At 66.7% G+C, this 20493-nt stretch carries 21 protein-coding genes; 11 read left to right on the forward strand and 10 right to left on the reverse strand.

Annotated elements, in window-relative coordinates; translation table 11 throughout:
• Positions 1-338: 338 nt before the first annotated feature.
• Positions 339-902: a response regulator transcription factor gene (locus EPL00_RS17360; RefSeq protein WP_135854285.1), complete on the forward strand. Its 564-nt coding sequence runs from the start codon at positions 339-341 to the stop codon at positions 900-902.
• A gap of 23 nt (positions 903-925) precedes the next feature.
• On the opposite strand, the gene EPL00_RS17365 is transcribed toward EPL00_RS17360, so the two are convergent.
• Entirely contained in the window at positions 926-1894 is a 969-nt protein-coding gene (locus EPL00_RS17365) for an alpha/beta fold hydrolase (protein ID WP_135854284.1), read from the reverse strand.
• An 86-nt stretch (positions 1895-1980) separates the two neighbouring features.
• On the opposite strand from EPL00_RS17365, the gene EPL00_RS17370 reads away from it, so the two are divergent.
• Entirely contained in the window at positions 1981-2625 is a 645-nt protein-coding gene (locus EPL00_RS17370; RefSeq protein WP_135854283.1) for a helix-turn-helix domain-containing protein, read from the forward strand.
• Positions 2626-2659: 34 nt separating this feature from the next.
• Here EPL00_RS17370 and EPL00_RS17375 read toward each other — a convergent pair whose 3' ends face one another.
• The 3 genes from EPL00_RS17375 to EPL00_RS17385 form a co-directional block, all read right to left on the reverse strand.
• Positions 2660-3004 (reverse strand): DUF6176 family protein, encoded by a 345-nt coding sequence (locus tag EPL00_RS17375; RefSeq protein ID WP_135854282.1) that lies wholly within the window; start codon positions 3002-3004, stop codon positions 2660-2662.
• Positions 3005-3522: 518 nt separating this feature from the next.
• Complete coding sequence (locus EPL00_RS17380) at positions 3523-4188, reverse strand: pyroglutamyl-peptidase I (protein ID WP_135854281.1); 666 nt, start codon at positions 4186-4188, stop codon at positions 3523-3525.
• Between the two features lie 136 nt (positions 4189-4324).
• Positions 4325-4561, reverse strand: coding sequence for a helix-turn-helix domain-containing protein (locus tag EPL00_RS17385; protein WP_135854280.1), 237 nt, complete (start codon positions 4559-4561; stop codon positions 4325-4327).
• 149 nt (positions 4562-4710) lie between these two features.
• Here EPL00_RS17385 and EPL00_RS17390 point away from each other — a divergent pair, with 149 nt between their 5' ends.
• Entirely contained in the window at positions 4711-4902 is a 192-nt protein-coding gene (locus tag EPL00_RS17390; RefSeq protein WP_135854279.1) for a hypothetical protein, read from the forward strand.
• 103 nt (positions 4903-5005) lie between these two features.
• Here EPL00_RS17390 and EPL00_RS17395 read toward each other — a convergent pair whose 3' ends face one another.
• The 4 genes from EPL00_RS17395 to EPL00_RS17410 form a co-directional block, all read right to left on the reverse strand.
• Positions 5006-6001, reverse strand: coding sequence for a sodium:calcium antiporter (locus EPL00_RS17395; protein ID WP_135854278.1), 996 nt, complete (start codon positions 5999-6001; stop codon positions 5006-5008).
• Positions 6002-6073: 72 nt separating this feature from the next.
• Complete coding sequence (locus EPL00_RS17400) at positions 6074-8908, reverse strand: cation-translocating P-type ATPase (RefSeq protein WP_135854277.1); 2835 nt, start codon at positions 8906-8908, stop codon at positions 6074-6076.
• A gap of 300 nt (positions 8909-9208) precedes the next feature.
• On the reverse strand, positions 9209-9832 hold the full coding sequence (locus EPL00_RS17405) for a DUF192 domain-containing protein (protein WP_135854276.1): 624 nt from the start codon (positions 9830-9832) through the stop codon (positions 9209-9211).
• An 81-nt stretch (positions 9833-9913) separates the two neighbouring features.
• Positions 9914-10390, reverse strand: coding sequence for a DUF456 domain-containing protein (locus EPL00_RS17410; protein WP_135854275.1), 477 nt, complete (start codon positions 10388-10390; stop codon positions 9914-9916).
• A 183-nt stretch (positions 10391-10573) separates the two neighbouring features.
• On the opposite strand from EPL00_RS17410, the gene EPL00_RS17415 reads away from it, so the two are divergent.
• The 4 genes from EPL00_RS17415 (at position 10574) to EPL00_RS17430 (ending at position 13351) form a co-directional block, all read left to right on the forward strand.
• On the forward strand, positions 10574-11464 hold the full coding sequence (locus EPL00_RS17415; protein ID WP_135854274.1) for a ParA family protein: 891 nt from the start codon (positions 10574-10576) through the stop codon (positions 11462-11464).
• Positions 11461-11853 carry a hypothetical protein gene (locus tag EPL00_RS17420; RefSeq protein WP_135854273.1) on the forward strand — a complete coding sequence of 131 codons (393 nt, stop codon included), beginning with the start codon at positions 11461-11463 and terminating at the stop codon, positions 11851-11853. The genes EPL00_RS17415 and EPL00_RS17420 overlap by 4 nt, the downstream gene beginning before the upstream one ends.
• 371 nt (positions 11854-12224) lie before the next feature.
• On the forward strand, positions 12225-12614 hold the full coding sequence (locus EPL00_RS17425; RefSeq protein WP_135854272.1) for a hypothetical protein: 390 nt from the start codon (positions 12225-12227) through the stop codon (positions 12612-12614).
• Between the two features lie 71 nt (positions 12615-12685).
• Positions 12686-13351: a helix-turn-helix domain-containing protein gene (locus EPL00_RS17430; RefSeq protein ID WP_135854271.1), complete on the forward strand. Its 666-nt coding sequence runs from the start codon at positions 12686-12688 to the stop codon at positions 13349-13351.
• Between the two features lie 45 nt (positions 13352-13396).
• Here EPL00_RS17430 and EPL00_RS17435 read toward each other — a convergent pair whose 3' ends face one another.
• Both EPL00_RS17435 and EPL00_RS17440 read right to left on the reverse strand, forming a co-directional pair.
• Positions 13397-13690: a PadR family transcriptional regulator gene (locus tag EPL00_RS17435; protein WP_135854270.1), complete on the reverse strand. Its 294-nt coding sequence runs from the start codon at positions 13688-13690 to the stop codon at positions 13397-13399.
• Between the two features lie 102 nt (positions 13691-13792).
• Positions 13793-14527: a minichromosome maintenance protein MCM gene (locus tag EPL00_RS17440; RefSeq protein WP_135854269.1), complete on the reverse strand. Its 735-nt coding sequence runs from the start codon at positions 14525-14527 to the stop codon at positions 13793-13795.
• A 288-nt stretch (positions 14528-14815) separates the two neighbouring features.
• Between EPL00_RS17440 and EPL00_RS17445 the strand changes: the two genes are divergently transcribed.
• The 4 genes from EPL00_RS17445 to EPL00_RS17460 all read left to right on the forward strand — a co-directional run bounded on the left by EPL00_RS17445 (position 14816) and on the right by EPL00_RS17460 (position 20472).
• Positions 14816-17842 carry an FAD-binding and (Fe-S)-binding domain-containing protein gene (locus EPL00_RS17445; RefSeq protein WP_135854268.1) on the forward strand — a complete coding sequence of 1009 codons (3027 nt, stop codon included), beginning with the start codon at positions 14816-14818 and terminating at the stop codon, positions 17840-17842.
• Positions 17843-17981: 139 nt separating this feature from the next.
• The gene (locus tag EPL00_RS17450; RefSeq protein WP_135854267.1) at positions 17982-18260 is read left to right on the forward strand and encodes a DUF7521 family protein; all 279 of its coding nucleotides are present in this window, start codon (positions 17982-17984) and stop codon (positions 18258-18260) included.
• Between the two features lie 98 nt (positions 18261-18358).
• Positions 18359-19129, forward strand: coding sequence for an HpcH/HpaI aldolase family protein (locus EPL00_RS17455; protein ID WP_135854266.1), 771 nt, complete (start codon positions 18359-18361; stop codon positions 19127-19129).
• Entirely contained in the window at positions 19126-20472 is a 1347-nt protein-coding gene (locus tag EPL00_RS17460; RefSeq protein WP_135854265.1) for a threonine synthase, read from the forward strand. The genes EPL00_RS17455 and EPL00_RS17460 overlap by 4 nt, the downstream gene beginning before the upstream one ends.
• Positions 20473-20493 lie beyond the last annotated feature (21 nt).

The raw sequence follows: 20493 nt of genomic DNA on the forward strand, positions 1-20493 counted from the left end.
TGGTCTTCGACATAGCCAACCTCTGCTATCGTCTCTACCGACTTAGTTGTTCCGCAAACGATATCGAAAAAAGATGTTGTGCGTCCGACTCGTCCTCGTAGTTGTGGGGGTCGCGGGAAATACGACACGTATCTGATTAGAGACGGTTCGAACGGGTCGTCGGCCCTACGACCCTGCCGTCTCCGATTCGAGACTAGCGTTTTAACGCGGTGTAGCTGTCCTGAGTCCACCGATTTCTGTCGTCGGGATGGTTTCGAACGCGTAACCACAAGATATAAGTCCATCTTGTTGCATGATTCAGTCAGTAACCAGAGGCGACACGACTTCCGCCCATTACCATGTCTCCCGACCAATCGACCGTTCTCGTCGTCGACGACGAGCAAGACGTTGCCGACCTCTACGCGATGTGGTTGCAAGACGACTATCGCGTGCTGAGTGCCTACGAGGGCGACGAAGCACTCGAAGTCCTCGACGACACTGTGGACGTGGTTCTCCTCGACCGCCGGATGCCCGGCCAGTCCGGCGACGAAGTACTTGAGGTCATCCGCGACCGCGACCTGAACTGTCGCGTCGTCATGGTGACGGCGGTCAAACCCGACTTCGACATTCTGGAGATGGGTTTCGACGACTACCTCGTCAAACCGGTCTCGAAAGACGAACTCCACGAGATAGTCGAGCAGATGCTCACGCGCGTCGATTACGGCGCGCAACTACAGGAGTACTACTCGCTGGTCTCGAAGAAGGCGGTCCTCGAAGCCGAGAAAGACTCCGAGGAGCTACAGAAAAACGACGAGTACGCGGCACTCGAAGCCGAAATCGAAGATTTGGGGGAGGAAGTTGACGACACCCGCGAGCAGTTGGACGACCACGACGACTTCGTGGGCGCGTTTCAGGACCTCTGAGTGCCCGAATTCGACGTTTTCTCCTACTCCTCACTGCCGCCGGACGCCTGCTGGCCTAACACTTCCGACCGACTCCGCAGGAGCGTCGTGAGGTGGTCCTCGTCCTCGAAGACCGTCGTCTCCGCGTCGGGCAACCGCTCGCCCAGTCGTCGCGCCCCCGCGACCGGGACGTTCTCGTCGCGGGCACCGTGCCAGAGTCTGACCGGCACCGTCACGTCGGCCAGCGAGAAGTCCCACTCTTCGACCGCCTGTGCGCTCTCGGTCCGCATTCCCTCGCACCGGTCGCCGAGCGCGCGAACGAAGTCCCGCCGGACGACCGCGGCCTCCTCGTCGGGTACCTCGTCCGTATCTGCGGTGTACTGTCCGACAACGACCGAGGAGGGCCCGCGCTCGGCGACCCACGTCTGGACGCCAACGAGACCCCGGAACGCGCGCGGCGTTCGCTCGGCCAGCGTCCCCAGCAGGCGAATCGCCGCGGGGGTCTCGTCGGCGAGCGACGGCGGGGCCGCGCCCGACACGAGGTCTATCTCCCGCACTAACTCGTCGCAGGTTGCGCCGACCGCGAGCGCGTGGGCCGCCCCGCCGGAGAACGCGACGAGGCCAACATCCGAGACGCCCGCGTCGTCCAGCACCGCGCGCAGATACTCGGCGGCGTCGGTCGGCGTCCGGTCGGGCCACGGCGTCGAGTCGCCGTAACCGGGTCGCTCTATCGCCAGCAGTCTGACCCCGCGCCGCCGGGCCTCCTCGGCGTACAGTTCCCCGAGGAGGTGCGACCCCGGCGTCCCGTGGAACAGCGCGACCGGCGTGGGGTCGGTCTCGTCGGCGGTCGCTCCGGTTCCCGTCCCCGAGTCGTCCGACGCTCTAGCGGTCGCGCCGTACTCGGCGTACGCGACGGTCCGCCCGTCGCCGACCGAGACGGTCTCGACCCTCGGCTCGGCGGTCTCGTCGTCGGACTCCTCGGCGGTCGCTCGCTCGGCGGGTTCCGCGTTCATGGTCGTCGCTTGGAAGCCGAGCCCGGTGTATATTCTCCCGGATTGAGACGGTTATTTATAAATACGTCGCGTGGGTTTCCTCGGTCGTGAAGCGCGTCTCCTTCGGCGTCCGCTACTCCGGCGAACTGGCCCACCCGATTCACCGTCGGATGATGGCGGGCCACGCAGTCTCACGGATGGAGCTGCTGATGTGGGGGCCGATGTCGTCGGTGCGGACGCTCTCGTGGTTCGACGCCGCCCCCGACGAGACCGCCGACGTGCTGAAATCTGCCGAGTCGGTCGTCTCGACCCACCTCGTCGCGGGCGACGGTGGCACCTACGCGTTCCTCGGTCAGTCCGAGTACGAACTCGGCGGGCCGGTCCTCGAGTTGGTCGCGCGGTCGCGGGTCGTCTTCCTCCCGCCGGTCGTGTTCCGGGACACCGGCCGGGTCACGTTCGAGGCCGTCGGCCAGTCCGACCTCCTCGGCGCGTTCTACGACGACCTCGCCGGGACCCTCGACGCCGAAATCGAGGCGGTCCACGACTTCTCGCGGTGGTCGTCGCCGACCGACGTGACCGACCGCCAGCGCGCCGCGCTGGAGGCCGCCGTCGAAGTCGGCTACTACGAGGTGCCCCGGACCGGCACGGTCGAGGAGGTAGCCACAAAACTGGACTGTGCGAGCAGTACCGCCGGAGAACTGCTTCGACGCGCGGAATCGGCGGTGCTGACCGCGTTCGTGGCTTCGGGGTGATGCTCCGCGGACCTCCGGAGTGAGGCTGGTCCCGTTACGACTGCTCCGGATTGTCCAAGTGATAGAGCAGGTCGTAGTCGCCGACGTTCTCGCCGTTTTCGAGTACTTCCCGCATCACGCGCTCGTGTTCTCGGTCGATGGCGTGCGAGGAGTTCTCGTAAACCTCGTAGACTCGCTCGATGTCGTCGGCTTTCATGTAGTACACCAAGAAGTCGCCCTCGTCGGTGTGTTCGACGAACGCGGTCTCGGCGTGCATCCCCTCGTCTCGCAGCGTCTCGACCGCTTCCTCCTCGCGCTCGCGGATTTCCCGCGCCCACTCTTCGAGTCGTTCGGTCTTTCCGGCCGCTATCTTCTGTTTCGAGAGTACTACGTCCGCCATATACTCTCTGGAACTGACACGATTATAAACGCTCTCGTCCGAGAGGTTCGATTCTCTCCTGCCTTGTCGGTGACGCCCGACGGTCGAAATTCGTCAAGCAGTCGGGTTCAATAGATGGTAGTCGAATTCCGGTCTGTGCGCCCGTACCGTATCACGAACAACCCCGAAGCGACGAGAACCGAGCCACAGAGCGCGAGAACGCCCCCGAGAATCGCATCGAGGGTTCCCCCGAGCGTACCGAGACCGTAGCCCGACACCACGAGTTCCGTTCGTCCGGTCGCGACGAGTCCCAGCGGAACGGCACCTATCGAGATTGCAGTCACGCCGAGAACGACATCTCCGATTCGCTCCCGGTTCACGAGTGAGACGACGGCTGGCTTTCGGTTGTCTCTTTCGCTGTCCTCCGTTAGCTCTGGTGGCCGTTCTCGGCGTTCCGACTCGCGGTTCTCGACGTTCCGGACCGCAGTTCTCGGCTTACCGTCCCGCAGTTTCCGGAGGTCCGTATCACAGGATGCGATTTACGAACTGACTTCCGGTTCGCCGACCGTCACCTCGAACGTCCGCCGAATCGCGTCGGCCTGTACGTCCAGTGGGAGACTCGGCTCGACGCCGCCGCCGCTGGTCGCCTCGCCGTCTCGGGCTTTCTCCGCGGCACCCTCGGGCGTCAGCGGCAGATGCACGAATCCCATCGGCACGTTGTCGCGGTCCTCGGCCTCCAACTGCGCGCGGGTCCGGTAGAGGATGTTGTTGCACAGGTGCGTCCCGGCGGTGTTGGACACGCGGGCCGGAACTCCCGCGTCGAGGAGTTCCGCCACGACCTCGACCACCGGGAGCGTGGCGAAGTAGGCGGCGGGCGCGGCCTCGTCGGTCAGGATACGCTCGTTTCGGGGGACCTCCTCGGCGTTGTCCGGAATTCCGGCGCAGTCGGCGACGTTGACGCCGACGCGCTCGACACTGACCGCGGCTCTGCCCGCGGCGAGACCAGTGGCGACGACGGCGTCGGGGTCGTGTTCCGCGAGGAGGGCGGCCATCTCGTCGCCCGCGCGGTCGAACTCCACGGGGAGGACTTCGCCGACGACCTCGCGGTCAGCGACGGTCTCGCCGTCGAGCCTGCGAGCGAGTTCCGCGCTCGGATTGCGGTCGTGGTCGCCGAACGGTTCGTAGCCGGTGAGCAGGAGCGTCATATCGGGTGGTGGTTCGCGCCGGGTCTTGGTTCTTGGCTCTCCGGCACTCGATTTTCCGATTCGTCCACACGATATAAATTCTATGGCGATATACGAAGGTTCGTGCAGTCGTTCTCTACGCCTCTCTGAACGTCGGTTACTCGTCGGTACGCTTCACGCACGGCCGCCAGTAGACTTTCCCGCTGGCGCTCGCCTTCTTCGAGTCGAGGTCACCGACGAACACGAGGTCTTCCAGTTTGTTCCGAGCGGTGTTTCGATGGCAGTTCAACTCCTCCGCCAACTCCGGTGCGGTGAACGGTTCGCATCGGTCGTCGTTTTCTTCGAACACGTCGAGTACGTCGTCGGTAGTGATTCGCGGTTTCCGACCAGCCATTTGTTGCCGCTACGCACAATTGTGTGTTGTCAGTGCAGGAAGCGGAGAATCGAATGTGCATAGCGATATGAATGCCTGATTACGGTGTGTAGATGGCCCAATCAAAGGATTTATGATTAATGTGTGTGACGACAAGAATGGAGGAAGCCATGAATACTCCCACAACAGTCCGACGACGACTCGAACACGTACAGGCAATCATCGACACTGCAACTGAACACATCGACTCCCCCGGCGACGAGTACGCACTCACTCGGGCGCAAGGTCTCTTAGAGCAGACTTTCGCCGATTTAGACGACTTTGAATCCGACCAGAACGCCGATTCGAACTCGGACGAGTAAACGACCCAGCGAGTAGACCAACGGCAAGTTAAGTGCCTGTAGCCACTGTAGAGGAACCTATAGTTATCTCAAGCAACGCTATATGGTTCTCTCGCCGACCCCGTCATCCACTCGGGAACAGCAGGAGGTGCCCGGCGAGGAAGACGAAGTAGCCGACGACGAACCACGTCGCGTGGTGTCGGCGAAGTTCGCCGTCGGCGACGCGCGCGACGTAAACCGTCGCGGCTAGCGCGACGAGGAGCATCACCGGCAGGTCCCACAGCACCACCGCCGGGGGAACCCGGTAGCTCGAAATCGCCGCGCCCAGTCCCACCGCGACCAACAGGTTCACCACGTTGCTCCCGACCAGCGTCCCGAACGCCAAGGTGGGCCGTCGCCGCCGAATCGACTCCCCGACCGTCGAGAGTTCCGGGAGCGCCGACCCGACGCCCAGCGTGACGATGCCGACCAGCGACCCGCCGAGGCCGAGACTCGCCACCAGCAGTTCGAGCGCCGAGAGCGCGACGAACGCGCTGGCCAGCACGACCGCCAGCGCGGCGACCGCGACCGCGGCGTCGATGCGCACGTCGCCCACCTCGTCTTCCCACTCCTCGGGAAAGGTCACGCGCTGGCCGCGGTCGTAGGTGTAGTAGAGGTACACCAGAAACGCGCCGACCAGTAGCAGTCCGTCGGCCCGCGATACCGTGCCGTCGGCCGCCAGCGTCAGCGCCAGTCCGATGGCCAGCACCATCGGTACGTAACTCGACCGGACGAACGCCCGCGAGACGGTCACTCGGCCCGCGCTCAGCAGGAGGACCCCGACCAACAGCAACTGCTGTGTCGCCGACGAACCGACAGAGCCGCCCAGCACCGTCGCCGAGGCGACCTCGTAGTCCAGCGTCCCCGAGAGGATGCCCAGCGACGCGATGACGTGCGAGGAGATTTCCGGCAGACTCGTCCCGACCGCGACGACCGTCAGGCCGACGACCTCCTCGGAGACGCCGTAGCCCTGCGCGACGTTCACCGACCGCTCGACGGCGACGCGCGCGCTCGCCACCAACAGCGCGAGCGCGACCCCGCCGACCAGCACCGCGCCGATGGTCTCGGCCGTGACCGCCACGCTCCTCGGTTCGACGGACGGAGGGGTAAGCGTTCTCGTCGGCCGAAACCGGCCGGTCTCTCGTCTGCTGGTCTACTCGCTGACGAACTGACCGAGACCCACCCGGCCGACCAGCGCCAGCGCGACGAACGCGACGAACCCCACGGCTATCCACGACCACGACGCGAGTTCGAGCGCGACGACGCCGAACGCCTCCCGAACCGGCGTGTAGAGGATGGCCAACTGGAGCGCCAGCGTGAGACCGATTGCGCCCAACAGCCACCGGTTCGAGAGTGCCGAGAGGTCGTAGCGCGACCGGATGAGCTGAATCCGGACCAACTCGATGACGACGAGGAAGGTAAACAGCGTCGTCTGGGCGACGACGAGCGTCGCCAGTCCCAGCCCGTAGAAGAACACGCCGAGACCGGTTACGGTCATCAGGACGCCGATGAACCCCACCGAGGCCAGCACCCTGTCGTTGACGACGCGCTCGCTGGCCTCGCGGGGCGGGCGCTCCATTACGTCCTCGGCCTTGGGGTCCGCGCCGAGCGCCAAGGCCGGGAGACCGTCGGTGACGAGATTTATCCACAGGAGCATGACTGGCGTCAGGACCACCGCCTCCGCGCTCCCGGCGAACGTCTCGGGGAACAGCGCGGCCCCCACGAGCGCGCCGACGAACACCACCAACACCTCGCCCGCGTTCGCCGACAGGAGATAGTTGACGAACTTCCGCACGTTGTCGAACACGCCGCGGCCCTCCGCCACGGCGTCCCGAATCGTCCGGAAGTTGTCGTCGCGCAACACCACGTCGGCGGCGGTCCGGGCCACGTCGGTCCCGCGCTGGCCCATCGCCACGCCCACGTCGGCGCGCTTCAGCGCGGGCGCGTCGTTCACGCCGTCGCCGGTCATCGCCACGGTGTGGTCGTTGTCCTGTAACGCGCCCAGTATCCGGACCTTGTGGCTCGGCGAGACCCGCGCGAACACCTCGACCTCCTCGACGCGCTCGGCCAACTCGCCTTCGGACAACGCCTCGACCTCCGGGCCAGCCATCGCGCCCGCCGGGTCGAAGCCCAACTCCGCGCCGATGGCCTTCGCCGTCTCGACGTTGTCGCCGGTCGCCATCACGGTCCGAATCCCCGCGCCGCGACAGTCCGCGACCGCCTCCGCTACCTCGGGTCTCGGCGGGTCCATCAGTCCCTGCAACCCGAGAAACGTCAGTCCCTCCTCTAACTCGTCGTCCGGCGCGTCGAGGTCCACGCCCGTCTTCCGGGCGAACCCCAGCACGCGGAGCGCGTCGCTGGCCAACCGGGCGTTCGTCGCCAGAATCTCGTCGCGGCGGTCGTCGGTCAGCGCCACGACTTCGCCGTCCGCCAGCACCGAGTCGCATCGGGACAGAATCTCCTCCGGTGCGCCCTTGACGTGGGCCGTCGGGTCGGCGTTCGACGCGGAGACGCTCCCACTATCGTTTCCGTTTACGCCTACGTTTACGCTTTCATTTACGTTTCTGTCAACGCTTTCGTTTTCGCTCATCCCCGAATCGGCGGTATCGTTCTCTCCTTGGCCACCCGCTTCGCGGCCGTCGCCGCGGGTCACGACCGTCATACGCTTTCGCTCCGAGGAGAACGGAATCTCGCGCACCCGGTCGCCGTCGAAGGCGACGCCAGCCTCGTCGGCCGCCCGGCGGAGCGCCACCTCGGTCGGGTCTCCTCGGTAGCCCTCCGGCGTGCGCTCGGCGTCGTTGCATATCGCGCCCGTTCGAAGAAGCGCCGCGAGCGCGGGCGGGATTTTGTCGCTCGTCGGTGACGCGCCGTCGGTCCGCGCGTCCGCCTCCACCTCCGCGTGCGCTTGTTCGCCGCTCGACAGGACGTACGTCTCGCTCCCCGCGTAGGCCCGCCGGACGGTCATCTCGTTTTCGGTCAGCGTCCCGGTCTTGTCAGTGACGATAACGTCCACCGAGCCGAGGCTCTCGACCACCGGCAGTCGCCGGACTAGCGCGTCCCGCCGGAGGAGTCGCCGGGACCCGAGCGCGAGCGTCAGTGTGACCACGGCGGGCAGTCCCTCGGGTACCGCCGCGACCGCGAGCGTGACCGCGACCAGCAGGACTGCGATGGGCGACGATTGGGTGAACACTAACTGGACCACGGCGACGAGCGCGATGACGCCGAGTGTCAACCCCGCGATTCGCCTGCCCAGCGCGTCGACCTCCTTCTGAAACGGGGTCGGCGGCTCGTCGGTCGCGCCCAACTGCGCGGCGATGGCTCCGACTTGGGTCTCCATCCCGGTCGCCACGGCGATGGCGGTGCCCCGGCCGTCCACCGCGTGAGTGTTCATGAACACCATGTCGGTCCGGTCGGCAGGTGGTGCGTCCGCGGGGACCTCCTCGGTCGTCTTCTCGACGCTCGCGCTCTCGCCGGTCAGCGCCGACTCGTCGGCCGCGAGTCGCTGGGTCTCGACGAGTCGCCCGTCGGCCGGAATTACGTCACCCTGCTCGACGACGAACACGTCGCCGGGAACGACCTCGCGGGCGTCTACGGTCCGCTTCTCACCGTCCCGAACCACCGTCGCGTCCGGCGTCGAGAGCGACCGGAGCGCCCGAATCGACTTCTCCGTGCGGTAGTCCTGCACGAACCCGAACAGCCCGTTTGCCAGCAGGATAGCCGCGATGAGTCCGGCCTCGGCGTACTCCGGCGTCTGGCCCGGCAGGAAGCCGACCGCCAGCGACAGCGCCGCCGCGACCACCAGCAGGTAGGTCAGCCAGTTGCGGAACTGGGCGACGAACAGGCCGAGCGCCGACGCGCGCTCGGCGTCCCGTATCTCGTTGGGGCCCCACTCGTCGTACCGTCGTCTGGCTTCCTCTTCGCTCAGGCCTGCCTCGTCGGCGTCGAGACGCTCGAAGACCTCCTTCGGGGCTCGGGCGTGCCAGTCCATCGAACGGTTCTCTCCTCGAACGGTGTCCAGCGTCGAAAGTGTACGGGACGGCTCGTCGGGTCCCGGCACGTCGAATTTCACCTCGGAAAACTGGCGTCTTCGGCGTTTGCGCTTTCGTTTACGCAATCGAAAACGTAAACGCTTTTTTAGCAAGCTTAGTCGCGTTCGTTCCGACTACGAGAGTGGCGTCGCTCGTCGGTAGCGTCGAAAGAAAACACCTCGTGTACCCCTACCCGAGGTGTTTCGTTCCTCACACGGATTCTATAAATGCTTTGTGTTCGGGACCGCCGGACGAAACGCTCACCAGTTCAGCCACGACAGCCAGCCGGTCGATTCGGCCTCCGGGGGCTGGCCCTCGAACACCAACTCCGTTCCGGGACCGACGCCGGTCCGGTTGGCGAACCCGCGCGGGAGTTCCACGACGTACTTGGCCTCTCCGTCGCTCGGGTAACTCTCTAACTCGCTCGTGGAGGCGTTGGGCTGTGTCCGGGCGTGCTGGACGTTCAACACGGTGTTGTCGGGACCCACGAATATCATGTCGAGCGGAACGAGGGTGTTTTTCATCCAGAACGACACCTGCTGGGCGTTCTCGTAGACGAACACCATCCCGGTCCGGTTGGCTAACTCCTCGCGGTGCATCAGCCCCGACTGGCGCTCGCCCGGCTCGTCGGCGACCATCAGTGAGACGGTGACGTTCTCGCCGTCCTCCACGACGAACGTCGCGTTGACGGTCCGCTCTACGTCGGTCGTGGTCGGCGGCGGGTCGGTCGTCGTCCGGTCCGCCGTCTCAGGATTTGCTGTCGGCTCTACGGTCGTCGCCGTCTCCTGTCCGTTGGTGTCGTCTGTCGCCGTGCCGCCGAACCCTCCGGCGCATCCCCCGAGGAGTACCATGACCCCCACCAGAACCGCGGCGTACCTTCTCATGTCACGCTACTACTTCCCGGTCGGACAAAAAGGTTGAGCGCGACGGGCGGTGCGAGCGGGGACGCGAGACCGACCGGCGCGTCAGAGCGCGACCAGCAGGAACCCGCCCAGTAGCGAGAGTGTGACGACCAACTGGACCACCGCGGACCCGAGGACCCCGACCGCGGCGAACACCGCCGCCCGTGCCCCCTGTCCGGCGTTCCGCGTCCGGTAGTACTCCGCGGCGAAGACGGTGACCGCGATTCCGACGACGAGCGCGGCGGGACCCGCGACGAAGAACAGCGGGATGCTCACTACCGTCGCCAAGAGCGTCGTCTTCTTCGAGGCTCCTCCGGCGCTCGCGGCGAGCGCGCCCCCAAGCTGGTCGGCGAGGATGGCGGCGAGACCGACCAGCGTGAACGCGACCAGTACGAGGAGGCCCGGCGTCGCGAACCCGCTCGACCACCAGTAGAGGTAGACGCCGACGAGCGAGAGGCCAGCACCGGGGACAGCGGGAACGACGCTCCCGACGACGCCAGCGAGCAGTAAAACCACGGCGGCGACGAAGAATAGGTCCATGCGCGTCCGTAGACGCTTCGCGAGGTTAGCGGTTGTGGCTCGGTACGCGAGCGACCGGGACGCGAACCACGCGCATTTTCGTTTGCGTAAACGCATTCGAAAACGCAACCGTAAATGTTCTTTCTCCAACACTCGTCTGACGAAGGATTAAATACGTCGTTTGCGTTTGCGCAAACGCAAATCATGTCTCGGTCCATCCGCGCCTGCACCTTCCTCGACAAGGGAGGGACGGGCAAGACCACGACGGCCGCCCACCTCGGCGTCGCGCTCGCCGAACGCGGCCACGACGTGTTGCTCATCGACCTCGCGGGCAAACAGGGCGACCTCGTCAAGCACTTCGGGCGATGGGAGACCGTCGAGCGCCAGATAGACGAGGACGACGACTGGCCGAACATTTCGACGGTCTTTCAGGACCAGTGGGACGCCATCGCCGAGAAGTTGGGCGACGCCGCAGTCGAGGACCTCATCTTGGAGACCGACGAGGGCGTCGATCTGATTCCGGCCCATCCGGGCCTCGACAGCCTCGACGCCGAACTCGGCAACATCGACGACGCCCACGACCGCTACTCCCGGCTCGACTCGTTCTTGAACGAGTACGTCGAACCGCTGGGTTACGACGCCATCCTCATCGACCTGCCGGGCCTGACGAACAACGTCAGCTACAACGGCTTGTGGGCCGCGCGGAACGTCATCGCGCCGGTCGAGATGGGACCGTTCGAGTCCGAACAGGCCGAAGCGTTGCGCGCGGACCTCGACAAGATCGGCGCGAACTTCGACGTGGACGTGAAACTGGCGATGGTCCTCCCGAACAAGGTGGACACGCGAACGACACTCGCCGAGGAGTACCTCGACGCCTTCGAGGAGGCCTACCCCGAGGCGTTCGTCTCCTCGCACGTCCCCGTCAGTCAGGACATCCGGAACGCCGCCGAGTCGGGCCGGACCGCGTTCGCGCTCGAAGAGCCGTCCACGACCGCCCAACGCGCACGCGAGTCGTTCCTCGACAACGCCGAGACGCTGGTCGAGCGACTCCGGGAGCGCGAGCGCGCCGCCCCGGCGGGAGGTGAGGTGGCGTGAGCGACCCCGACCTCGAAGAACTCCGCCAGCAGACTCAGCGCACCGACCGCCTCGCGGAACCCGACGCCCGCGAGGACGGGACCGAAGACTTGGTGGAGGATTTGGTCGAAGCCCTCGGCGCTATCGACTCGGGCGAACAGGCCAAGACCTTCGCCGCCAGAGACGAGTCGGTGACGGCGCTTCTCTCGACGCTGGACGACCGCCAGCACGACCTCGAAGCCGTCGGCACCGCGCTACAGGGCGCGCTCGGCCGCGAAATCGAAACCGACTCGCTGGACCGGAGCGAAATCGTCCGCCTCGCAGTCCGGCTCGGCCTCCGAGAGGCCGCGCCGGAGTACCTCGACCTCCTCGCCGACGCGTCCGGCGAGTACGCTCGCAGAAACGTCTGACGGGGCTTTCTTCTACTGTTCACGACAACGTTTTCGCAATCGTTTACGCTTCTGTTTTCGGCTACGTTTTCGTTTTCGAAATCGGAAACGTCTCCGAGTCCGAAAACGACGGAGGGGATTCGTTCGTGACGACGCTATCGACGCCGGTTTTCGGTCTCAGTCGCGCGACGCGAGTGACTGCCCACCGCTCTCGCGGACACGTCTCTCGACTATCGGTGCGGACGGGTCCCTTACTTGACAGAAACGTTTGCGTAAACGATAGCGAAAACGCAATCGTAAACGAACTCGGTCGCCGAGGTCGCGTTCCGAACGTGGCTCGCTCCTGACACGCGGCGTGGTGATTGATAACGCACGAGGGCGTAGCGCGGGTCGTGACCGACGACGCGCCGACGTTCGACATCCCCCGGCGGCCCGAACGGGTCTACCCCCGCGAGGGCGGCGTCGAATACGAGGGCGGGACGGTGTTCCGACTCTCGCCCGACGCCGAGGTCTCCGAGGAGACGTTGGCGTCGCTCGTGGAGGCGGTTCTGGAGGGCGAGCGATACACCTACGGCGACTGGTTCGAACTCCCTGCCCCGGTGTATCTGGTCCACGACGAGCGCCACTCGACGGCGTTCCGGGTCGTGGTTCGCTACGGGGACGTGGAGTTTCACGTCCTGCCCAACACCGCCGCCGAGGCCCTGCGAGGGTTGTACTCGCGGCTTCGGGAGTCGAGCGACTTCGATTGGCGCGTCGATTGCGAGACGACGCGGCCGGAGTGAGCGTCCGGATAGAGCGAGCGAAGGAGCGGAGCGCGGTACCTTTTTATCGCCACCGCGATACCCCCTCAGTAATGACGCTTCCCACGACCGACGACGCGACCTTGCGGACGCGCGATACCGAGGAGCAGATGTGGGACCTCGCCGAGGAGGACCCCGCGGCGGCGCGCCGGGCCTACCCGAGCGGGTGGCTCTGGCTCACCGGCGAGGAGGCCGTTCGGTCGCTGTTGGCGGCGCTGTTGGACGCCGACACCGACGCTCGCTACGGCGTCGAGGACCTCGCCTCGCGCTCCGGACTCGGCGAATCGGCGGTCGAGACGGCCATCGAGGCGCTCATCTCGGTCGGCGTGTTGGTCGCCGACGAGGGCGCGTATCGCATCAACGACTGCGCCATCGTCTATCACGCGGCGACGGAGCTATCGGCCGCGGTCGAGGCGACCGGCGCGCCCGACGACGAGTCGGGCTTCGAGTATCTCGCGCGCCTCGAATCGGTGCGCCTGATGCTCGACGCGCTACTTGACGTGGACCCGGACCAGTCGCTCGAACAGGAGGACATCCACCGGTTGAGCGGCGTCTCCCGAAAGCGGGTGTGGCACCACGTCGAGAAGTTGGTCGATTTGGGCGTGGTCGAGGAGTCGGGCGACGAGTACGCCGTCGGCGGCGCGACCCCCGTGGTCCGGTGGATTCAGTCGCTCGACGCGGCGGTCGTCGGTGCGACGCTCGCTCCGTCCCACCCCTGAGTGCGGTCCCACTTTGCGGTCCCACTTCGCGGTCCGCTGAGTCGGTTACGCGGTCGCTTCTCGGGGCAAATCCACGTATTGGGTCTCCCACTCGCGGCGCGCTTCTATCTCTCGGGTTCCGCGGCGAGTCAGCGTGTAGTAGTTGGTCCGGCGGTCGCGCTGGCCCTTCTCCACGAAGCCCTTGTCCACGAGCGTATCGAGGTTCGGGTACAGTCGGCCGTGATGAATCTCTTTCTCGTAGTACGATTCCAGTTCGTCTTTGATAGCGAGGCCGTGCGGTTCGTCGAGGCCCGCGATGACGTACAGCAAGTCCCTTTGGAAGCCTGTCAGGTCGTACATCTTCTCCCCTTTTAGACCGGAATTTCCGTACCGGCAAAAGGATGATGGCCGAATCGAACGACCGGAACTGTCACGGCCGGAAGATAGCAAAATCGCCGGACGTTATCGGTCCGCGGTCGTTAAGCATTCCATACTCACGGATTCGAGCCACGTCTCCGCGACCGACGAGTCGCCGGTCCGGCTCGCACGAGGAATGGCAACGATGCGCATTTCGTCGCCGTCCGACACGCCGTCGGCCAAGTCGTGTTCGAGCAGTAGCGGGACCGCCGTCTCACCGGTAGGGTCCCGGAGGCGAACCTCTCGGGCGTCCACGTACTCACTAGCGTCTGGCGCGAACGAGAGGTAGCCGACCGAACTGCACCGCGGGCACTTGGCGTGGCTCCGGAACTCGCGCCCGCGCTGGGCGACGTATCGCGTGACCTCCTCGCACTTGGCACACCGGAACCCTGCGCGAACGACCTTCGGCCGAAGCTGGCCGGTCTCGGCGACGACTCCTCGGGTGGTGTGGAGTTGGTTCAGGTGTTCCGCCCGGAGGTCTCCGAGCGCGAGTTCGCTCTCGGCGGGGAGGTCGCTGACCCGGAGGTACACGTCCCGCATCTCGCGGTCCGCGTCGTCGGCCAGAAAGCGCCCGAGCGCGGCCTTCCCCGCCCGGAGCGCCTCGTCGGGGTTCGTCAGGAGCGGCCGGACGAACTGGTAGTCGTGGCCGAATCGCTCGCAACTCACCGACAGGGCGCGCTCGTCGGGGTACCGCTCCACGAACCGGCGCACCGACTCGCCGCGGTCACGATACACGTACTCGTACCACTTCTCGGTCAGGTCGCCGCTTCGCGCCGACATGGGGTGGCGTTCTCGCGTTGCGGCCTTTGTTACACGGCTCCTGTCGAGCGATGCGTCCGGTTAGCGCCGCCCTGTGGTCGCGGCCTCCTCGGGCGATTTCCCCGCATTTCGGTCATATCTCCGTTTTCGTTTACGTTTACGAATCCGTTTCGCAATCGTTTTCGCAATCGGCTCCGGATTCGTTTCGGGGGCGTTCCCGGTTCGTCTTCGGCTCGGTCTCCGGACCGGCGAGCGCGAGCGTTCACACTGCACCCGTAATTTATGACTCTTCACGTGTCATACGGTGTCATGTCTTCCCCTCCCGCGGACGCCCCCGACTTCGAGTCCTACCGGGACTCGCTCGGTATCGAGGTACCCGACGACCCCGACCACGCCGAACTGGCGGCCGACCTCCGGCGGGCCTGCGAGGGCGCGGTCCGGTTCGACGAGTACAGCCAGATTCTCTACGCCACCGACGGGAGCGTCTACGAGGAGCGTCCCGCGGGAGTCGTCTTCCCGACGGACGCCGACGACGTGGCGGCCGCGACCGAAGTCGCGGCCGCCCACGACGCGCCGGTCCTCCCTCGCGGCGCGGGGTCGTCGCTCGCGGGCCAGTCGGTGGGGTCGGGCTGTGTCGTCCTCGACCTCTCGCGGCATCTGGACGCGATTCTTGAGGTGGACCCCGACCGGAAGCGCGCGGTCGTCCAGCCCGGCGTCGTGCAGGACGACCTCGACTCCCGGCTGGCCGACGACGGCCTGAAGTTCGCGCCCGACCCGGCCTCCTCGAACCGAGCGACTGTCGGGGGCGGCATCGGCAACAACTCGACGGGCGCACACTCGGTCCGGTACGGCATCACCGACGCCTACGTCGAGGAGGTCGAAGCCGTCCTCGCGGACGGAAGTCGGATTCGCGCCCGCGAGGTCGAACTCGACGGGCCGGAGTGGGAGCGAATCGTGGCGAAGGACGACCGCGAGGCCGCGATTTACCAAACGGTTCGGTCGCTGGTCGAGGAGAACGAAGCCGAAATCGAGGACAAGTACCCGAAACTCAAGCGGTCGGTGTCGGGCTACAACCTCCACAAGTGTATTTACGTAAACGAAAACGGAAACGAATGCGTAAACGTTGCCAAGCTGTTCGTCGGCGCGGAGGGGACGCTGGGCACCGTCACGGAGGCGACGCTCTCGCTGGTCTCGCAACCCGACGAGACCGCGCTGGCGCTGTACTGCTTCTCGGACCTGCTGTCGGCGATGGAGGCCGTGCCGGTCGCGCTCGACTACGACCCGAGCGCGGTCGAGTTGATGGACGACGAGGTGTTCCGACTGGCCCGCGAGTCCACCGAGTACGCGCAGTACGCCGAGCCGATTCCCGACGACGCCGCGGCCGCGCTGATGCTGGAGTTCGATTCGGAGGTGAAAGTCGATTTGGAGGAGGCCGTCGCGGAGACGAATGCCGAGTTCGTCCACGCGGGCGCGGCCTTCGACGTGTTGGAGGCTTACGACGAGGAGGCCCAGTCGAAGCTCTGGAAGCTCCGGAAGGCGGCGATTCCCCTGCTGATGAGCATGGCGGGCGACCCCAAACCCTATCCCTTCATCGAGGACGCGTCGGTTCCGCCCGACGAGTTGGCCGAGTACGTGCAGGGTTTCGAGGGAGTTCTGGAGGCCCACGACACCTCGGCGGCGTACTTCGCCCACGCCGGGAGCGGGACCCTCCACGTCCGCCCCGTGCTGAACCTCAAGGAATCGGCGGGCGTCGAGAAGATGCAGTCCATCGCCGAGGACGTGACCTCGCTCGTGTTGGACCACCGCGGGTCGTTCTCGGGCGAACACGGCGACGGCCTCGCACGGACGCAGTTCAACCCCAAATTGTACGGTCCGGAGCTGTGGGCCGCGTTCAAGCAACTCAAGACCTCGTTCGACCCAGACTGGCGGATGAACCCCGGCAAGGTCGTCTTCCGGGACTCGCCCGACGACGTGGGACCGACCGGTCCCGGCGCGGCCGCCGAGCGCGGCGTCGGCGCGGACATGCGCGAGAATTTGCGCTACGGCCCGGCCTACTCGTCGCTGGAACCCGCCACCGAGCAGGACTTCTCGGCGGAGGGCGGCTTCTCGCACCTCGTGGAACTGTGCAACGGCTGTGGTACCTGCCGCCAGACCGACTCGGAGGTGATGTGTCCGTCCTACCGCGGGATGGACGACGAGATGGCCACGACCCGCGGCCGGGCGAACATGCTCCGAGCCGCGATTTCGGGCGAACTTCCGCCCGACGAAATCTACAGCGAGCGATTCCAGAAGGAGGTGCTGGACCTCTGTCTGGGGTGTAAGGGCTGTCAGAGCGACTGCCCGACCGGAGTGGACCTCGCCAAACTCAAGGCCGAGGTCAAGCACCGCTACCACGAGGAGGAAGGCGCTGGCCCCCGCGAACGACTCTTCGCCGAGGTTGACCGCCTCGCTCGCGTCGGCTCTGCGCTCGCGCCGGTCTCAAACTGGCTGGCCGACCTCCCCGGCGCGGGCCTGCTCGCCGAGAAGACGCTCGGCATCGCCCGCGAACGCGACTTCCCCGAGTTCGCGGGCCAGTCGTTCGCGTCGTGGTTCGCGGCCCGCGGCGGCCCACGGATTCCGGCCTCGGAGGCCGCGGACCGGGTTCTGCTCGTGCCCGACACCTACACGAACTACGTCTACCCCGCGACGGGCCGGGCCGCGGTGCAGGTCCTCGAAGCCGCCGGGGTCCGCGTCGAGGTGCCCGACGCCGACCCGAGCGGTCGCCCGGCGTACTCGGAGGGCTTCCTCGACGTGGCCCGAGAGCGCGCCGCGGCCAACGTCGCTCGGTTCGCGCCCCGCGTCCGCGAGGGCTGGTCGGTCGTCTACCCCGAACCCTCCGACGCCGCGATGGTGCAGGACGAGTACCGGGACCTCCTGCCCGACTCGTCGGCCGCCGACCTCCTCGCCGAGAACGCTTACGGCGTCTGCGAGTACCTCGACGTGACGCGCCGGGACGACGCCATCGACTTCGACGCGCCCGACGTTCGGCTGGCGTACCACGGCCACTGCAACCAGAAGGCGCTGGGTACTGCTGGTCACGCCGCGGGGCTCCTCTCGCGGGCGGGCTACGACGTGGCCGCGCTCGACTCGGGCTGTTGTGGCATGGCCGGAAGCTTCGGCTACCACGCCGAACACTACGACCTCTCCCAGTCCATCGGCGACATCCTGCGCGACCGGATTTCCGAAGCGGACGCCGACGAGGTGGTCGCGCCCGGCGCGTCCTGTCGGTCGCAACTGGACACCGAGCGCCCGACCCACCCCGTCGAGGAGTTGGCCGCGGCGCTTCCACGCCGATAGCGAGCCACGCGGTCGGACTCCGGCTCCCCCCTACAAATTTCATCTATATATCTCAGAAAACAAACGGTCCAGTTATCTCATTTGATAACGACCGAATAGATTTAAATCTCCAGCACGTGTCAGTTCCTACAGTAACGAAATGCAACCGATGGAAGTCGCCTACGTCGTACTCAGTGCCGTCCTCGTCGTCGCGGGTCTCACGCTGGTCGCGAAGTCGGCCCGCGCGTATCTAGAGACCGATAGTCGGTCGATGCTCCTGTTGACCATCGGGTTCTCGCTGGTCGTCGCCGCGGCGGTGGCGACGACCTACAGCGCGTTCGTGACCGACTTCGAGCGGAGTCGCGTGTTGCTCACGGTCAACTACGCGGTGACGACGCTCGGGTACGTCTTCATCGTGACGAGCGTTCGGGCGCAGTAACTGGGTTTTCTGTCTCTGATTTCCACTCGCCTTTCGCCTCCCGACACCGCCCTGCCGACTCGGAAACCTACTTGCCGGGCGACGCCCACCGTGTTCGTATGTCAGATAGCTCCACGCTCAGGCGACGACTCCGCGACGGCGACTCGGTGGTCGGCCACTGGCTCTCGGTCGCCCACCCCGCGGTCGCGGAGGTCTGCGCCCGCGAGGCCGACTTCGCGGTCGTGGACACCGAACACGCGCCGACCGACCTCGCCGACGTGGCGAACGTCGCTCGCGCGGTCGAATCCGCGGGCGAGGCGGCCCTCCTCGCTCGCGTCGCGGACAACGACCCCGTGCGAATCAAGCGCGTGTTGGACACCGGCGTTTCCGGTGTCTTGGTCCCGATGGTCGAGTCCGCCGAGGAGGCCCGCCGCGCGGTCGAAGCGACGCGCTACCCGCCGGAGGGCGTCCGGGGCATCGCGGGGTCGCGGGCCAACGACTACGGCCGGAACCTCGCCGCGCAGGTCCGCGGCGACGAGGGGACGCCCGCCGTGGTCCTCCAAATCGAGACCGACGAGGCCGTCGCCGAGGCCCGCGACATCGCCGCGGTCGAGGGCGTGGACGCCCTGCTGGTCGGCCCGGCGGACCTCTCGGGGTCGCTGGGCGTCTTCGGCGAGTACGAGAGCGACCGCTTCCGCGAGACCGTCGAGTCGGTCCTCGCGCGCGCCCACGACGCCGACACGCCGGTCGGTACGTTGGCGACCGACGAGAGCGAGATTCGACTGTGGGCCGACTACGGCTACGACTACCAAATCGTCGGCACCGACGCGGGCTATCTCGCCGACGGCGCGGAGCGCGCACGACTGACCTACGAGGACGCGATGCGATGACGGACTCGCCCGAGACCGCCCTCGATTCGCTCGACCTGACCTGCTACCGGTGCGGCGCGACCGCCTCCTTCCCCGACCGCAAGCGGTGCGACTGCGGCGAACCGCTCTGGTTCGACACCGACGGAGCCGCCGCCGAGTTCGCGTGGCCCGACGCCGAGACGACCGCGGGAGCGAAATCGGCCGTCCGGCGCTACGCCGACCTCCTGCCCTTCGACTCCGAATCCGGCGGAGCCATCGAGGGCGTGAGCGCCGCCGCGGGCGCGACGCCGCTGGTCCGCGCGTCGGGACTCGACAACGACGCGGGATGCCGACTCTGGCTCAAAGACGAGAGCGAGAACCCGACGGGGAGTTTCAAGGACCGGGGGAGCGCGGTGGGCGTGGCGTGGGCCGCCGAGGCGGGCCGCGAGTGGGTCGGTACCGTCTCGCACGGAAACATGGCGATGAGCGTCGCGGCGACCGCCGCGGGAGCGAGTTCCGGAGACCCCGACGCCGACTCGCCGCGCGCGCTCGTTCTCGTGCCCGACGACATCTCCGGCGAACGACTCGCGGCCATCGCGCAGTACGACCCCGCGCTCGTCCGGGTCGCGGGCGACTACGGCCGTCTCTACCACGAGACGCTGGCCGCCGACGCGCCCGTGGAGTTCGTCAACTCCGACACTCCTCTGCGCGTGGCCGGGCAGAAGACCACGGCGCTGGAAATCTGCGAGGCGTTCGCTCGCGGGGCGTCCGCCCGCGAAATGCGCGGTCGGCGGGACCGCGCGCCGGACGACTCCTCCGCGTCCGAGGTCCCCTCAGTGCCGGACGCCATCGTCCTCCCCGTCTCCAGCGGCGGCCACGCCAGCGCGACGTGGAAGGCTCTGCGGGAGTTGCGGGCCGCGGGTCTCCTCGCCGAGGAGGCCCTCCCGAGACTCTACTTCGTGCAGGCGGCGGCCTGCGACCCCATCGCGGCGGCGTTCCGCGACGAGCGCGAGTCGGTGACGCGAGCGACCGAGACCGGCGAGACGGTCGCCTACTCCATCGCCAACGCCGACCCGCCGAGCGGGACGCGGGCGCTCGCGGCGGCCCGCGCAACCGGCGGCGCGGTCCTCTCGGTGCCCGACGACGAGATTCTGGACGCGAAAGCCACCCTCGCTCGAAACGCGGGCTTCTGCGTCGAACCGGCCTCGGCGACCGCGCTGGCCGGGATTCGACGACTCTCCGACGCGGGCGAACTCGCGGCCGACGACGCGGTGGTCGCGGTGCTGACCGGCACGGGGTTCCGGGAGTTGGACGCCGCCAGTGCGGACCCGGAGACGGTTGCACTCGCCGACCTGCCTGACCGACTGGCGGCGCTCACTCGGTAGCGTCGCGTGGTGGCGCTCACC

Origin of the sequence: Halorussus salinus (genome assembly GCF_004765815.2) — an archaeon.
Classification (GTDB): domain Archaea; phylum Halobacteriota; class Halobacteria; order Halobacteriales; family Haladaptataceae; genus Halorussus; species Halorussus salinus.

Bases quoted from the DNA above. Each gene is read 5' to 3' on its own strand.
- EPL00_RS17360 (WP_135854285.1), top strand. From the start codon at position 339: ATGTCTCCCGACCAATCGACCGTTCTCGTCGTCGACGACGAGCAAGAC.
- EPL00_RS17365 (WP_135854284.1), bottom strand. From the start codon at position 1,894: ATGAACGCGGAACCCGCCGAGCGAGCGACCGCCGAGGAGTCCGACGAC.
- EPL00_RS17375 (WP_135854282.1), bottom strand. From the start codon at position 3,004: ATGGCGGACGTAGTACTCTCGAAACAGAAGATAGCGGCCGGAAAGACC.
- EPL00_RS17380 (WP_135854281.1), bottom strand. From the start codon at position 4,188: ATGACGCTCCTGCTCACCGGCTACGAACCGTTCGGCGACCACGACCGC.
- EPL00_RS17385 (WP_135854280.1), bottom strand. From the start codon at position 4,561: ATGGCTGGTCGGAAACCGCGAATCACTACCGACGACGTACTCGACGTG.
- EPL00_RS17390 (WP_135854279.1), top strand. From the start codon at position 4,711: ATGAATACTCCCACAACAGTCCGACGACGACTCGAACACGTACAGGCA.
- EPL00_RS17400 (WP_135854277.1), bottom strand. From the start codon at position 8,908: ATGGACTGGCACGCCCGAGCCCCGAAGGAGGTCTTCGAGCGTCTCGAC.
- EPL00_RS17405 (WP_135854276.1), bottom strand. From the start codon at position 9,832: ATGAGAAGGTACGCCGCGGTTCTGGTGGGGGTCATGGTACTCCTCGGG.
- EPL00_RS17410 (WP_135854275.1), bottom strand. From the start codon at position 10,390: ATGGACCTATTCTTCGTCGCCGCCGTGGTTTTACTGCTCGCTGGCGTC.
- EPL00_RS17415 (WP_135854274.1), top strand. From the start codon at position 10,574: ATGTCTCGGTCCATCCGCGCCTGCACCTTCCTCGACAAGGGAGGGACG.
- EPL00_RS17430 (WP_135854271.1), top strand. From the start codon at position 12,686: ATGACGCTTCCCACGACCGACGACGCGACCTTGCGGACGCGCGATACC.
- EPL00_RS17435 (WP_135854270.1), bottom strand. From the start codon at position 13,690: ATGTACGACCTGACAGGCTTCCAAAGGGACTTGCTGTACGTCATCGCG.
- EPL00_RS17440 (WP_135854269.1), bottom strand. From the start codon at position 14,527: ATGTCGGCGCGAAGCGGCGACCTGACCGAGAAGTGGTACGAGTACGTG.
- EPL00_RS17445 (WP_135854268.1), top strand. From the start codon at position 14,816: ATGTCTTCCCCTCCCGCGGACGCCCCCGACTTCGAGTCCTACCGGGAC.
- EPL00_RS17450 (WP_135854267.1), top strand. From the start codon at position 17,982: ATGCAACCGATGGAAGTCGCCTACGTCGTACTCAGTGCCGTCCTCGTC.
- EPL00_RS17455 (WP_135854266.1), top strand. From the start codon at position 18,359: ATGTCAGATAGCTCCACGCTCAGGCGACGACTCCGCGACGGCGACTCG.
- EPL00_RS17460 (WP_135854265.1), top strand. From the start codon at position 19,126: ATGACGGACTCGCCCGAGACCGCCCTCGATTCGCTCGACCTGACCTGC.